Genomic DNA, 15642 nt, shown 5'->3' on the forward strand with positions numbered 1-15642 from the left:
GCTATAAATAACACAACTAATTTTCTATATACTGTAAACTTGATGTACATAAAACCGTATTTACCCCCCTTTCCTCCTCAATTTAACATTTACTATTGGCCTTCATCTTTAGAAACAAAAGCTCTAAGTAATTGAACGATAAACAGATAGTTTTAAAAAAAGTTAAAACTTTGTAAAGTAAACTAATTCTTACACGGATTTTAACTATTGCAACAAGCAAAAACAAGTATATTTACCGACGATTAAACAAAAAAAACAACACTTTAAATTAATTTAATAACTAAAATCAAATATTATGAAACATATTTTTATAGCGCTTACCGCGCTTATAATGACAAGTTCAGCGTACAGCCAATTTCAAGTTTCTGCCAGTACAGGATATGCAGTAGGTAGCGCCGGAATGAAATTAGGAGAAATAACTACTGTTTCTGAGACAGGAGCAAATGTTGAGAACTCTTACGGAAGTTACGGTGAAGGTGTAAATTTTCAAATAAGAGGTACTTACTTTTTTAATGATACTTTCGGAGCAGACGTAAGTTTAGGATACTTACATGGATCTGACCAAGATGTTACGGTAGTAAATTCTACCAGTCAACAAGTAAACGCCATTGCTAGAGCTCGTGCTTTTGGAGGATCTGCTTCATTGGTTTATAAGTTTAATAACAATGTTTTTGGACGTATAGGGGGGTTATTTAAGGTTGCTGGTAAAACAGAAGCTGTAGTGTATAACAAAGCAGTATTTACTGATCAAGAGGCTGAAGCACAAAATTTACCATCTGGATCCTATTCAGAAACAAACTATAAAGAAGATTTTCACGGACATTTTCCAATCGGTTTAGTAGCTGCTCTTGGATATAACTATGAATTAAGTCCTAACCTTAGCCTTTTTGCTGAAGCAGAATATTATGGGATTAGCTTAAAGCGTAAAGATTCTGAGATTTCAGAATTTAATACGGATATTGTTTTACCTGATGGAACTGTTGCTGCTGCTGGTGTATTTTCTATAGACAACCTACCTGATGGCACCAACAAAAAAACAACGTACGTAGATAACTTATCAAGTAGTGATACAGATACTACTAAAAGATTATCGCAAAAGGTACCTTATTCTTCTTTTGGAATTAATTTTGGTATTACGTACAAATTCAAGCCTTCGGCTGCTAAAGAATAACAACATACTTCATATTAAGTATTGTCATAAAAACCTGCCTTTTCTAAAGCGCAGGTTTTTTTATTTTACCAACAAGCACATTACCGTAGTATTCTAACAAAAGCTTATTGTTTCTTATATAGATAAATTAAGCCTCTCTTTCCTTTCCTTTCCTCTATTCTTAAACTCTCCGCTCTCTATGATTTTTGGAATCTCTTTCTTGAAATTATTATCAAGCACACAAGCTTAAACGGAATTAATAGTAAAGCAAGGTTTATAGCTCAAACCATCATTCCTACGCCTTAATTTCAAATCCGATTTTTCAGTACCAAATTGCTATTTAAAGCAATGTGTTTAGAAAACAATTTTTAAATACCCCATAAATTCTCTAAAACATATACGGCAAAAATCAAATGGTATGAAGTAATAAAGCATAAAACTCCCCCCTACCTTGCATCTTAGTAAGTAATAGCATACCCTTTTAAAATTAGTAGGAAATCTTAATACTATAAGATTCTCACTAACGAACAGTCACATCAAATTAAAACCACGAGCAAAATGAATCATCAATTTACAAAATATGTATTAGCAGGAATTTTAGGAACCGTCTTAATGACTATTATTATGATTATGGCTCCAAACATTGGAATGCCAGAAATGGCACCTTGGAAACTATTAGCAGGCGCCATGAGTGTTTCTATTACAATAGGGTGGATATTACACTTTATTATGGGAATTACTTTCGCCCTATTATACGGGTATGTTTTCGCACCCAACATATCTATAACGAATATCTGGCTAAAAGGAATTGCCTTTGGTATTGTAGCCCTAGTGCTAGCCCAAATAGGGATGAAAGTGATGGGGATGTTATTTGAAATGCCTCCGATGGATGGCTCAATGCCTATGAGATTAGTTGCTATGACTATTGGTCACATTGTATTTGGTATGGTTACGGCAAGAGTCATTGGAAAATAAATAAACTTTTACATAGCAGTAAGGTGTTTTATAGCAACGGATTACTATAAGGTAGGCACAACCCTAAAATAATCAATTGATGAGTAATCTTATGGCAATATACGTGCTATAGAGACTTTTAAAAAAAACAGAATCTTTAAAAATTATAATTATGTCTAAAAATGTATCAGAACAATTATTAGATATCCTAGAAAGCGTCGGCGTAGAACATGTATATGGTGTGACTGGTGATGCCTTGAACTTTTTTGTAAAAGCAATAGAAGAGCGCGATAGCGTAGATTGGATAGGAATGAAACACGAAGGTAATGCCTCTTTTGCTGCCTTTGGTCAAAGCCAGACCACCGGAAGATTAGGGGTATGTGCAGGAACGGTAGGTCCTGGAGCGTTACACTTAATTAATGGCTTATACAACGCCAAAAAGGAACGCACCCCACTCATTGCTATCACGGGGCAAATAGATCAACGACAACAAGGAACTAGCTTTTTTCAAGAGGTAGATTTGAAAAAGGTATTTGATGATGTGTGTGAATATCAGGCGATTATTAAAACACCAGAGCAAGCACCTATGATTATTCAACGGGCTATTAAAATAGCCTTGGCCAATAATACGGTTTGCAGAATAGAATTGCCAGCAAATGTGGCAGAAATGAAAGCCGAAAATCAGCAATTTATTCACCCAATACAAACATATGCTTCTCGTTTGGTTCCCAATGAGGAAACTGTTTCTGAGGCTGCTGCACTTTTAAATACTGCTAAAACTATCGGTATTTTGGCTGGTGACGGATGTAGAGAAAGTAAAGAAGCAGTACTGACCCTTTCAAAAAAATTGAACGCCCCCATCACACACAGTTTACGTGCTAGTGACATTTTTGATCACGATACAGAAAATGTAGTGGGCCTTACGGGTTTAATCGGGAATCCTTCTGGTTACAATGCCGTAATGAAATGCGATTTATTATTGATGCTAGGAACCGATTTTCCATACATTGATTTTTTACCTCATGATACAAAAACTATTCAGGTAGATATTAGACAGGAAAATATAGGAAATAGAACCGCTGTTTCTTTAGGAGTTTGGAGTGATATTTCTTCATTTTTAACTTTACTAAATCCTAAGATACACCAGAAAGACGATACCTCATTTCTTGATAAATTAAGAAAAAGCTTTCTCGGTTGGAAAGAAAACATGAAAGAACAGGCTTCTCCAACACGTGAGAACGAGCCTTTACACCCACAGATATTTGCTGGTTTTGTAAATGAATATGCCGCGGATGATGCCATCTTTACCGTAGAAACAGGAACATCAGCAATTTGGGCTGCACATCATATATCGTTTAACCAACAAAGACGCCTTATTGGTTCTTTTAATCATGGTTCTATGGCAGTTGGCCTACCATCTGCTATTGGAGCGCAATTAGCGCATCCTGAGAAAGAAATTTGGTGCCTTAGTGGTGACGGTGCTTTTAATATGGCGATGCAAGATTTTATTACAGCGGTTAGATATAAGCTTCCTGTTAAAATCCTAATTTTTAATAATTCTGAACTTAGTTTTGTAAAATTAGAAATGGAAGAAGTAGGTTTAGCGGCAAGTTTAGATGCCTTGCATGAAACCAATGTTAATTTTGCAGACTATGCTAAGCTATGCGGCGGCGACGGGGTACGTGTAGAACATGCTAAAGATATTGGCGCTGCCATACAGCAAGCAAAAAATAGTACAAAACCTTTTATAATAGATGCCGTAGTGAGCAGTGGAGAGTTATCATTACCCCCACATATTGGACTCAAACAAGCCATAGGATTTGGTACAGCGAAAGTTAAAGAGGTAGCACAAGTCATTACCGGAGATAAATCACAATGGGAGAATATAAAAAAAGAACTACAATCTTATTTTGACTAGTTACTTTTAAAATAGCACTTGTTAGATTTGTTATAGGTCTACACCGAATTACTAATCAAAGATCAAGTAAGCACAAATATGTTTGCTTGATCTTTAATTTTACTTGCTGTTTTGATGATTTATCTAAAATTCTTATTTAGCCTATAAATTAATTAGTAGTAAAAATTTCCTAAAAAATATTTTTAAGAATTAACTTTTTTTAAGAGATAGTTCTGCTTTTATACCCTAAATTAGCCGCCTTAAAATAATTATCAAGAATCTCAAAAAAAGAGATAGCAACCTGCAATAACGAGCAAGGTGCTAAAGAGATAAGCCAATTACTTGGAACCAATGTTAATTCATATTTCTATTTATTGCTGCTATTTCTTTTTTTAAATATAAGATCAGATGGCACAGAAAAAAGAACGTATCCCTAAATTTTCAGCATTAATTCCCCTATTCGTATTTGTTTTTACATTTTTAGGCGTGGGCATCTATCAAAATGATTTCTATGCGCTGCCGGCTCCAATTGCCGTCATTGTGGGTATTATCGTTGCTTTTGTTCTGTTTAAACAATCTATAGATTCCAAAATAAATACCTTACTCAAAGGTTGTGGAGATGATAAAATATTGACCATGTGCCTTATCTATTTATTGGCGGGTGCATTTGCCGCAATTACCAATGAAACAGGTAGTGTAGATGCCATTGTAAACCTTGGACTAGATTATATTGCACTTCAATATATCTATGTGGGCATCTTTATTATCGCTAGCTTTTTATCGGTTTCTACTGGAACTTCTGTAGGAGCTATTGTGGCCTTAGCTCCCATTGTTGTAGGTTTTGCAGATAAAAGTAGTGCAGATTTAGCCATTTTGTGTGGGGCATTATTAGGAGGGAGTATGTTTGGAGACAACTTATCCGTAATCTCTGATACCACCATAGCCGCAACACAATCTCTAGGCTGCAAAATGAGTGATAAATTTAAACAGAATATTAAAATTGCAGTTCCTGCTGCCTTGTTTACCATTGCTATCTTAGTTTTTCAGGGATTAGGGCTAAAATCTGATGAAACAGCAAGCATTATTTATAGTTATTCAATCATTAAAATAGCCCCCTATGTATTGGTTATCATCCTTTCTATAGTTGGCGTAAACGTATTTGCCACCTTATTGGTAGGTACTATTTTTGCAGGACTTCTAGGCATTTATTATGGTGATTTTACCTTGATAGCCTCCACGAAAATTGCGTACCTTGGTTTTACCAATATGACAGAGATCTTCTTACTGTCTTTGCTCACGGGAGGGTTGGCTGCATTAGTAGAAAAAAATGGAGGTATTGATTTTATACTCGTTAACATCAAAAAACTAATCAAAAACAAAAAATCAGCACAGTTAGGAATAGCAGGCTTGGTAAGTACTATTAATATGGCTATAGCCAATAACACGGTATCTATCATTATTGCTGGCCCAATTGCTAAAACTATAAATGATGAGTATGCTTTAGACCCTAAAAAAACAGCTTCTATTTTAGATATATTTGCCTGTATTATTCAGGGGTTATTACCGTATGGCGCCCAAGTATTAATGATTTTGAGTTTCTCAAAAGGAAAAATAGATTACCTAGACCTAGTATCAAACACTTGGTATTTACTATTACTATTTTTATATACTATAGCATTTATAACTTTAAAGCCCTTGAGAAAAGCGTAAGAACTTTTGATTATTCAGTTTCTAGTTGGTTTTTAGAAGTGTGAAGTAAAAGGTAGTTCCTACGCCTTCTTCGCTTTCTAACCAGATAGAACCTTTGCAAAACGTTACTATTTTTTTCACGATAGAAAGGCCTATTCCAGATGAAGATCCTGTGCTTTCTAATTTGGTGAAAATTTTAAAAATGCGTTCAAAATAATCTGCCTTAATCCCAATGCCGTTATCTTTTACAAAAAACTCATAAAAATCGCCCTTTTCAACAAATCCGACTTCAATATTCCCCTGTTCCTTATCACTATACCGTACGGCATTCTGAATTAAATTTTGAAAAATTTGCTTGTAGCGCCAAGCATTGCCAAAGAGGGTAGGTAAGTTTTCTTGAATCTTAATTGTAGTCGTATCTGGAATAAGCATGGTTTCTAGCACTTCTTTCAACATCACATTAAAATCTATCTGTGCATCTTGAGATTCCATTCTATCTATCGTAGAATAATCTAATATTCCTTTAATTAGAAAATCCATTCGTTCTACATTAAACAAAACTTGGTTTAACGGATTCAAGAGTTCTTCTCCCAAAGTCTCCTTATGATCATCCATAAACCAACCAATTAAAGTGTGAATATTAATCAGCGGTGCCTTTAAATCATGTGATACTACATGCGCGTATTCACTCAATTCCTGATTCTGTATGGATAAGTTTTTTAGTAATTCTTCTTTCTTTTCTTCCTGCGCTTTTATATGTTCTTCGTTCTCTTTTCGTTGAATAACATTTACGAGCATATTGGCAAAAACAAAAAGAATTTCTTTTTCATTCTCGGTGTACTTATTTATTTTTTGAACAGAATCAAAACCAACAAAACCAATCAATTCATTGTTTTTAATCTTCGGAATAACGATTAAACTTTTAATTCCTTGCGGTTCCAATATCGCTCGCAATCCATGTTCTCCATCTTCTGGTAAAAGACTTACATCTTCTACATAAAACGCCTCTCCATTTTGATGTGCTTCAAGCCATTGATTGATATAGTCCGTAGGGATATTTTGCAGATTATCTATCTCGGGTTCAACACCTTCCGAGCACCATTCATACGTATTAGAGCAAGTTCTATTTTCAAAATCATACGAAAAAATATAACTCCGATCAGAAGAAACAAATTCCCCAATCTGCTTTAACGAATCATTAATTAAGGTATCTATATCTGATAAATCTGAGTTGATATATTGCGTTGAGATACTAATCAATAGATTTTGAAAACGTAATTGGCGTTCTATAATTTTATCTTTCTCTTCTTGAAGAATTGCGTTTTCTTGCTTTCCTGAAAGGGAACTGTTGGTCTCTAGTGGTTGATTTTTCATTCGTTTCTAAAAGATTTAAGATAAAAAATAGCTCTTTTCCCCAAAATACTCTTTCCTTACTTAATACAAAAATTAAGGAGGATAAAAAGAATTTGTAAGAACGTAAATAAATTTTAATGCCACAACAATTTCTAAAAGTAAGCATTATACTACAGCAATTAAATATGCCTTATCCGCAAAAAACATGGCTATTAAAAATCCTTATAAAAATTATAAATTACTTAATATACAATAAGTTATCGTTTTTATTCTAAACAAAACGGTGCATTAGGATTATCTAATAAAAGAAGTCTTTGAGTCCTTGAGTTGTGAAACCTAGGCCCCTCTGGATACTTAAAAAACAAGAAATGATCACTGGCAAACAAAACTATTCCATTCACAACAAAAATTATGTGAGAATTATTAGTATTTGTACATTTTCTAAAATTACAAGTAATGGAATATTTCATTTTCTGCTATAGGCGTCTCATCATCGCTATTATTTTCGTTATGTGTTGTGCGCCTTCACTTACTGCACAGGAAGAAAAAAGTACCCGTACTAAAATAGAGGAACTTCGTTCTAATGCTAATTTCAAACCCCAGAATCCTGAATATATAGATCTAATGCTTAATTTGGCAAAATCTCAAATACGAACCAATGCCGATAGTACAGAACTATTACTGAAAGAAGCCTACCAATTAAGTTTAGATACGCACTACAGAAGCGGAGAAAGTATAGCACTATCTACCTACGGATATTTTTACTTTGAAAAAGGAGAAACCGATAAAGCTCATGACTACAACATGAAGGCTTTGAAGGTAGCAGATACCTACCATTTGAGTAATGAGAAACTGAAGGCGCTAAACAATATGGGCCTTGATTACTGGCTTCTAGGAGATTCTTCTAGCGCCCTAACTAAATTTTTAGAAGCATTGACCGTGGCTACCGAAGCTAAAAATGTAGACATGATGGTAAGCCTTAACGTAAATATTGCTAATTTATATAGTGAGAATGGAGATTTTGAGACCTCTTTAAGTTTTTTAGAGATTGCCAGAAAGTTAAATGTGGAGTTAGGAAACAAAGAAATACTGGCCTATACCCTTCTAAACATGGCTTCGGAATACGCTGATTTAGGAAACTATAAAGAGGCAGAACGTATGGTAGATGAAAGCCTTGACTATTTTTTAAAACAAAATACGAAAGACTGGATCTCTCATGCTTATGAGCAAAAAGGATCTATAGCCTTGAAGCAAAATAACTATGATGAGGCTTTACTTTGGTACAAAAAATCAGAGCAACTATGTGATGAAATAGATTTCTCTTACGGATACACTTTGCTTTATAACGGAATTGCGAAGTGTTATTTAGGACTTAAAAATATTGCGGAAGCAGAAAATTATGCTTTAAAAGGCTTAGCAATTTCTACCGAGTTTAGTATTGCTGAAAGTGTAAAAGACGCCAATCTAATTTTATCTAAAGTTGCTCATCAAAAAGGAGACGATGCTTTAGCCTACTCCTATCAACAAAAATATATGGAGCTCTATGAAAAAGGGCAAGTAGAAAAATTTAGAAAGGGACTCGGCGTACTGCGCAGTAAAATGCAGTTTGAAAACCAAAAGAAAGCATTAATTGAAGAACAGCATAAAGCCATTGCTAAACAAAAAAATTACGCCTATCTAGCCGGAGCGGCGCTCTTAGTAGTTACCCTTATTTTAATCCTGATTTATAGAACTAATAAACTTCAAAAAAAATACACCGAGAATTTACAAGAGAAACAAAATGCTTTGATAATGCGTGAAGCACAACTCAAAGAATCTAATAAAACTAAAGATAAACTCTTCTCTATTATCGCTCATGACCTTAAAGGCCCGATAAACTCCTTTCATGGTCTAATGAAAATGTCTTCTGATGAAAGTATCAGCCAGGAAGACTATGATGAATTATTTCCGGAAGCGTTGAAAAACATTCAAGGTATTTCTGAAATGCTCAACAATCTTCTAGTTTGGGCTAGAACACAAATGAAGGGTATTACCTTAAAACAAGAAAATGTTGATGTTCATTTGATTGCTACTTCTACCCTTTCGCTCTTAATCCCTATTGCGAATAAAAAGGAAATTAGCATTCAAAATAATATTCCAAAAAACACCATTAGTTTTAGTGATAAAAATCACCTAGATATTATTTTAAGAAACCTTATTAGCAACGCTATCAAATTTACCCATCAAAAGGGTGAAATTATCCTTAAGATGGTTGAAAAAAATAATGAACTGCAAATAGAAATTACGGACAATGGTGTTGGAATGGCTTTAGAGACCCAATCCAAACTATTTGATAAAAAACATGCTACTTCTACCTATGGTACCCATAATGAAAAAGGTACTGGTCTAGGACTTTCTATCTGTAAGGATATGGTAGAAAGCAATGGTGGTGCCTTATGGGTGTCAAGTATTCAAAATAAAGGTACCACTATTTACTTTACAGTACCTACAGCCACCGTAACAACCGTGGCAATTTAATATATTTAATAAGCCAAGCATCATTTTCTTTTAATACTCTTTAATAGTAACAAATAAAAGGGTGGTCCATACCTTCAAATAGGATCTCTTAGTTATTTCAATAGATAGTGTACCCAAACACTACAACTCATTTTAGTGTGTATTGGATTCGCGTACTTTCAGTTCTACTGATAAATACATAGAAAATATAAACTAATTAATTTCCTTTCTTTTTTTTATTTCGCCTCCAAAAAATATAAAGAAGAATCATTAGTACAGGCATGATAATATACATTATGACCTCAAACGGACTTGAAAAATCAATAGGACCATTGTCATCCGGGTTGCGAGTACCCATAGGTATCTGAAATAAATACAAAATATTTAACATAGTTATTTTTTAATGGTTCAAATTACAGGACACCTAATTATTAGATTTTCAACGCTAACTCCCTAATCATTATTTACTATTAGCTTGGAATTTAACTCAAAGTTTTAAAATTTAAAGACGAAAATCTATCTTTCTCTACGCAATACTTCTAAAGGAGAACTCCTTAGAACCGTTTGTATATTACTTAGACCAATCGCTAAAACCAACAATGTAATTCCGGGTAAAAACACTAAAAACGGAATTGCAGAGGGTGCAAATGGTTCTTTGAATACAAATACGGCCAAACATAAGCTACTTACCAATGCCAATAAAATACCGACTAAACTTCCGAGCAGTCCTAAAAAGACATATTCAAAAGCCGAAATTTTTAAAATCTGCGCGTTTTTAGCTCCCAATGTGCGAAGCAAAACGCTCTCTTTAATACGCTGGTATTTACTAGTTCTTACAGAACCAATCAAAACAATAATTCCTGTGAGAATACTAAAAAATGCCATAAAATTAATAACCCATGAAACTTTATCCAATATATCTTCTACTACAGTGAAAACTTGTCTTAGATCGATGATGGAAACATTTGGAAATTCAGCCACTAAATCACGTTGAAAAGCTGCTGAACTTGCCTCATCGGGGGCTTTGGTCGTAAAGACATTAAACTGTGGCGCCTGTTCTAGCACACCTACTGGAAATACTATAGAAAAATTGAGTTGTATTTGTGTCCAATCTACTTTTCGAATGCTTCCCACTGTAGTTTCCATAAGAACACCTTGTACATTGAACACCACAGGATCACCAACCGTAATATTGGCATCAGCTGCAATATTATCTGAAATAGAAATAAGCACTGGATCACCTGACGCTATTCGCGGTGTCCACTTACCTTTGTCCAGTTTTTCTGACGAGACAAGAGAATCACGATACGTAGTTCTAAATTCGTGGTTTAAAATCCAACCGCGCACGTGCCGTGTACTATCTTGACGTAATACGTTTACCGGTTGTCCTTTTATGCTATGCATCCGCATGGTCACCAATGGAATATTATTGAGTATAGGTAAGCCTTTAGATGTTATGTTTTGTGCCACGGCATCAACCTGTGCTGGTTGTACATCTAATACAATGATATTAGCATTTTCAGTACCCTGACCTACTTCCGTTTTTGCCAGTAGAATATCCTTGGTAAAATACAAGGTGCTAATTAAAAAGGTCCCCAAACCAATCGCAACCACCAAAACTACAGTCTGATTATTAGGTCTAAACAAATTGAGTAAACTCTGTCGTAATGGAAAACTCCATCGTTTGGGAAAAAATCGTTTTATTGTTTTTATAAAAATTAAGGCTACCCCCGTTAACAAAGCAAAAGTAAGAAGTGTCGCTCCTACAAAAAACAGAGCATAGAGCGCATCACGAAGCAACCAGAAAGAAAATAAAAATAGAAATATTAGAATAATAGAAAATACTAAAATCCTAATTCCAACGGGTTCTTTAACGGCCTGCTCATCTACACGCAACACTTCCAATGGTGAAACATACCAAGTATGAAGCAATGACAAGAGTGCAAATAAAACAGCCATAAATAGCCCTAAAAATACCCCCATAAAAATAGGTTGTGCCGATAAATTCATCTCTATAGTAAACGGTAAGAAGTCTTTTAAAAGGTATGGAAAAATCTCTTGCAACGCTGCTCCAATCAATGAACCCATAAGCCCTCCAAGAATTCCAATCCCAGCAATTTGAATGAGAAATATTAAAAAACTTTGCAGTCTAGATGCGCCCATACATTTCAATACGGCGATGGCACTTAATTTTTCTTTAATATAGATATGCACAGAACTCGCAATACCAATACATCCTAAGAGCAAAGCTATAAACGCCGCTAAGTTTAAAAACTTACCTACATTATCATAGCGTCTACCAAGACGTTTTGTGGTACTCGTATGGGTATCTAAATCTGCATCTTCAAAGTCGAGCTGTGGTCCGATTTTACTTTCAAGATTTGTCATATTTAAAGTGTCCGACGCTTTGTAGAAATATTGGTATTCTTTTCTACTTCCAAATTGCAATAATTCCGTAGTTGCTATAAAACGATAGGGAATAACAACAAGTGGTGCTACCGATGTAGAAATGGCAGTACTCCCAGGAATCGCTTTTAATGCACCGGAAATGGGCAATGTTAGTTTTCCAATTTTTATAGAATCTCCCGGTTTCGCATTAAATTGAAGTAATAAGGTTGCATCCACCAAGGCTCCTCCTGAATCCTGATACGTATCTGCTGCAACGGTAGGTTCTGTCTCAATCTCTCCATAAAATGGAAATTCGCCTTCCAGACCACGTACTTTTACCAATTTAGTGCCGCCACTTTTTGGAAAAGTAATCATAGAGACAAAATTTACCTCATAGGCATCCGGTTGCAGCGAATCTATAATCGTTTGTGCCCGTTCACTAGGTATTTGTTTTGAATCTATAATAAAATCAGCCCCCATTAAGCTCTTAGATTGGCGCTGTATGTTGTCCTTTAAGTTGGTGCTAAATAACTGTATGGATACCACAGCAGAAATACCCAAGATAATGGATGACATAAATAAAATAAGCCGTACTTTACTTGCTTTGGCATCACGCCATGCCATTTTAAAAAGCCAGGCTATTTGTAACTTATTTTTAGTGTTGGATCTGTTCACAGTGCTGTGGTAAGTTGATTTGCAATAATTTTTCCACCTTTAAGTCGTACAATTTGTTGTGTACGATTCGCCAATTCTAAATCATGAGAAATAATCACCAAGGTAGTTCCTAGTTCTTTATTGAGATCAAATAATAAATTAATCACCTTTTCACCAGTTTCCTCATCTAAATTTCCCGTGGGTTCATCGGCAAATAATATGGAAGGTGAGTTTACAAAAGCGCGCGCCAATGCTACCCGCTGTTGCTCGCCACCAGAAAGTTGTGAGGGGTAATGATGCATACGCTTGCCTAGCCCTACTTTTTCCAATAAAATTTCGCTCTTTTCTTTGGCATCTTTAGCTCCCTGTAATTCTAGAGGAACACTTACATTCTCAAGTGCCGTTAGTGTTGGTAATAACTGGAAATTTTGAAAAATAAAACCAACTTCCTTATTTCGTAATTGCGCACGTTGGTCTTCATTCAGTAAACTTAAATCTTGACCACATAATTCTACAGTACCCTTATTAGGCTGATCTAAACCTGCACATAAACCCAGTAATGTGGTTTTCCCACTTCCAGAAGGACCAATAATAGAAAAAGTTTGCCCCTTCTCTACCTCTAAGAAGATATCGTGCAATACCGTTAATTGTTTGTTACCGCTAGTGTATGTTTTTTCCAACCCGGTAATCTTTAATATCTTTGACATCTTAAATTTAATTTAGATCGTGACTCATGACCAAGCCCCAAAATAAACAATTGCTTTCAAATCTGCCAATATCAGTAGTGCCTAAACTCCTAAAGTTTTGTTATATTCTAATGGTGGTCTTACTCTACTCTTGTGGTGATGCCAAAACAGAAAAAACAACAGAAACCGAAAGTACCACTCCCGCAACAGAACAGACCTTAGCTACTGATGCCACCACCAAAACTATTCTATGTTTTGGTGATAGTATTACAGCTGGTTATGGACTTGATGATACCGCCAATGCCTACCCTGGTATATTACAACAAAAGTTAGATTCTTTGGGCTTGAAATATACAGTGATTAATTCTGGAGTAAGTGGCGAAACCACTGCTGGAGGTAAAAGCAGAATAGATTGGGTAATTAAACAGACACCTAGCATATTTTTATTAGAACTTGGTGCTAATGATGGTTTACGTGGTGTAGCGCTATCTGAAACCAGTGCTAATTTGCAGGCCATCATTGATGTGGTTAAAGAGAAAAGTCCGAATACAACAATTATCCTTGCCGGAATGCAACTACCTCCAAATATAGGTTTGGAGTATACCACTAAATTCAAACAGCTATTTATAGATATAGCTGAGAAGAATAGTTTAGAATTTATACCTTTTATCTTAAAAGATGTTGGAGGAATTGCGGCGCTAAATCAAAAGGATGGCATTCACCCTAATATTCAAGGCCATAAAATTTTGGCAAATACTGTTTGGGATGTATTACTACCATTATTGAAGTCCCAAAAATAACCTGTAGCATTCAGATTTCATAGGCTATTTTGACGCCCCTTCTCTTTAGCTACCTATATGCTCGCTATAAAAAAATCCTTCCATTTTCGGTGAAAGGACTTTAATTACCTTGTTATTTCTCTACTTCAATAAAGCAAGAATACCTTCCATTTCCGTAAGACTCAGGCCAGCACTGTTGTCTGTATCCAGTACGCCAAAGTTATCAGCAATAGAACCTATAGCTTCTGATGAACTAACGGTTTCATCATTATTAGTATCTAAAAGACTGAAAAGACTAGCGACTTGCTGAACTGTTGCGTTTGAACTTAAGGAACTCAATAATGTAGCAGCCTGTGATATAGTAGCCGTATTCATATTTTTTGTACTAGAGCAGCTAGATAATGCCGCAATTAACATCATAGTGGGAAGAACTTTTTTCATGATTTTGTGTTTAGATTATTTTATTTGACCACAAAAATACCCCTAGCTAATTGCCGTAGAAAAAACTTTAGACCAATCGCCGGATTCTCCCTACACATGGTAGCTATGTATAGATGAAAAATTAAAATTATAGGTTCTTTAGAAAACGCGTAATATTTTTGAAATAGGTATTTTCTTTTTAATGAGAGAAACTACTATATACGCTACAATGCCTACAGAACCTAGAATTACTGAACTAGTTTAATTTAGAAGTCTAAAATTGATTTTATTAAATCGTTGTTCAAGATATCCGTCACTATTTTTGAGGCTTGTATGGGTGTTTGGGCTGGCTGACTTTGAAATACTTTTTTATTTAAATCCTCTACGGTATTCGTAAAGCTTACTGCCTTCTTTTTTGAAAGCGCACTAATTTTTGAAGTATATCTGGTATTGAATTGTAAATTATCAGGATTAACTTTTCCTTGCGCTATATACCCTCTTGTTTTCTTCGCACATCTGCAAGGATTATTGGTATTGACCAAACCACACTTTTGATTCATCCAATTGTAGAGTTCTTTGCGCGTGCGCATTAGTTTAATTCTAAAATTACCTGCGGTAATTCCTAAAATTTCTGCGCCTAGATTATGATCAATTTCGAACATTTCTCCTAGAATATAGATCATGCGTTGTTCTTTAGACAAGCAAAGCAACATACCTGTAGTGCAGTTAATCCTGATTTCTTCTATGGTATCTTTGAGCTCCTTTTCGTCAAGATCATTTAAGGCATGGTTAGGCACGGCTTCAATGGCATTAAAGTAAGTTTCAAAATTTACCCGTTGTAATTTTGAGTGTTGGCGTTTGCTATTAATAAAATGATTTACCGTAATCCGGTACAACCAAGTGGTAAACTTACTTTCGCCTTTAAATTTGGATAAAGCTGTAATGACTTTAATAAAAACTTCTTGGGTAAGGTCTTCTGCATCACTTACATTCCCCACCATTTTAAGTGCAAGATTGTATACAAAAAGTTGATGCCGTATAATTATTACTTGCAATGCTTTTTTATCACCTTCTAAGGCTAAATGAACCAACTCCGTATCGGTATAGTCTGGATAATTATCTGAGAATAGAGCTTTCATATGTTTATTTTTTTTTTAAAACCTCATTTCAAATATA

The 15642-nt window shown here is 35.0% G+C and carries 11 protein-coding genes and 1 riboswitch; of the genes, 6 read left to right on the top strand and 5 right to left on the bottom strand.

Going from position 1 to position 15642, the window contains the following annotated elements; genetic code table 11:
- The first annotated feature begins 295 nt into the window (after positions 1-295).
- The 4 genes from M666_RS15905 (at position 296) to M666_RS15920 (ending at position 5711) form a co-directional block, all read left to right on the top strand.
- Positions 296-1171, top strand: coding sequence for a putative outer membrane beta-barrel protein (locus M666_RS15905; RefSeq protein ID WP_029446648.1), 876 nt, complete (start codon positions 296-298; stop codon positions 1169-1171).
- Positions 1172-1708: 537 nt separating this feature from the next.
- Entirely contained in the window at positions 1709-2125 is a 417-nt protein-coding gene (locus tag M666_RS15910; protein ID WP_029446649.1) for a DUF6789 family protein, read from the top strand.
- A gap of 151 nt (positions 2126-2276) precedes the next feature.
- Complete coding sequence (locus tag M666_RS15915) at positions 2277-4022, top strand: thiamine pyrophosphate-dependent enzyme (protein WP_029446650.1); 1746 nt, start codon at positions 2277-2279, stop codon at positions 4020-4022.
- Positions 4023-4265: 243 nt separating this feature from the next.
- Positions 4266-4363: riboswitch (SAM-I-IV-variant riboswitch) on the top strand.
- Between the two features lie 46 nt (positions 4364-4409).
- Entirely contained in the window at positions 4410-5711 is a 1302-nt protein-coding gene (locus M666_RS15920; protein WP_029446651.1) for a Na+/H+ antiporter NhaC family protein, read from the top strand.
- Positions 5712-5732: 21 nt separating this feature from the next.
- On the opposite strand, the gene M666_RS15925 is transcribed toward M666_RS15920, so the two are convergent.
- Positions 5733-7064, bottom strand: coding sequence for a sensor histidine kinase (locus tag M666_RS15925; RefSeq protein WP_029446652.1), 1332 nt, complete (start codon positions 7062-7064; stop codon positions 5733-5735).
- 435 nt (positions 7065-7499) lie between these two features.
- On the opposite strand from M666_RS15925, the gene M666_RS15930 reads away from it, so the two are divergent.
- The gene (locus tag M666_RS15930) at positions 7500-9560 is read left to right on the top strand and encodes a tetratricopeptide repeat-containing sensor histidine kinase (RefSeq protein WP_082007920.1); all 2061 of its coding nucleotides are present in this window, start codon (positions 7500-7502) and stop codon (positions 9558-9560) included.
- Between the two features lie 495 nt (positions 9561-10055).
- Here M666_RS15930 and M666_RS15940 read toward each other — a convergent pair whose 3' ends face one another.
- On the bottom strand, positions 10056-12551 hold the full coding sequence (locus M666_RS15940; protein WP_029446655.1) for an ABC transporter permease: 2496 nt from the start codon (positions 12549-12551) through the stop codon (positions 10056-10058).
- Between the two features lie 47 nt (positions 12552-12598).
- Positions 12599-13288, bottom strand: coding sequence for an ABC transporter ATP-binding protein (locus M666_RS15945; protein ID WP_029446656.1), 690 nt, complete (start codon positions 13286-13288; stop codon positions 12599-12601).
- Positions 13289-13314: 26 nt separating this feature from the next.
- On the opposite strand from M666_RS15945, the gene M666_RS15950 reads away from it, so the two are divergent.
- Positions 13315-14067 carry an arylesterase gene (locus M666_RS15950; protein ID WP_029446657.1) on the top strand — a complete coding sequence of 251 codons (753 nt, stop codon included), beginning with the start codon at positions 13315-13317 and terminating at the stop codon, positions 14065-14067.
- Positions 14068-14187: 120 nt separating this feature from the next.
- On the opposite strand, the gene M666_RS15955 is transcribed toward M666_RS15950, so the two are convergent.
- Positions 14188-14487, bottom strand: coding sequence for an EF-hand domain-containing protein (locus tag M666_RS15955; protein WP_029446658.1), 300 nt, complete (start codon positions 14485-14487; stop codon positions 14188-14190).
- A gap of 245 nt (positions 14488-14732) precedes the next feature.
- Complete coding sequence (locus M666_RS15960) at positions 14733-15605, bottom strand: RNA polymerase sigma factor (RefSeq protein WP_029446659.1); 873 nt, start codon at positions 15603-15605, stop codon at positions 14733-14735.
- Between the last annotated feature and the right edge of the window lie 37 nt (positions 15606-15642).

Source organism: Cellulophaga baltica 18, from assembly GCF_000468615.2.
GTDB classification, from domain to species: domain Bacteria; phylum Bacteroidota; class Bacteroidia; order Flavobacteriales; family Flavobacteriaceae; genus Cellulophaga; species Cellulophaga baltica.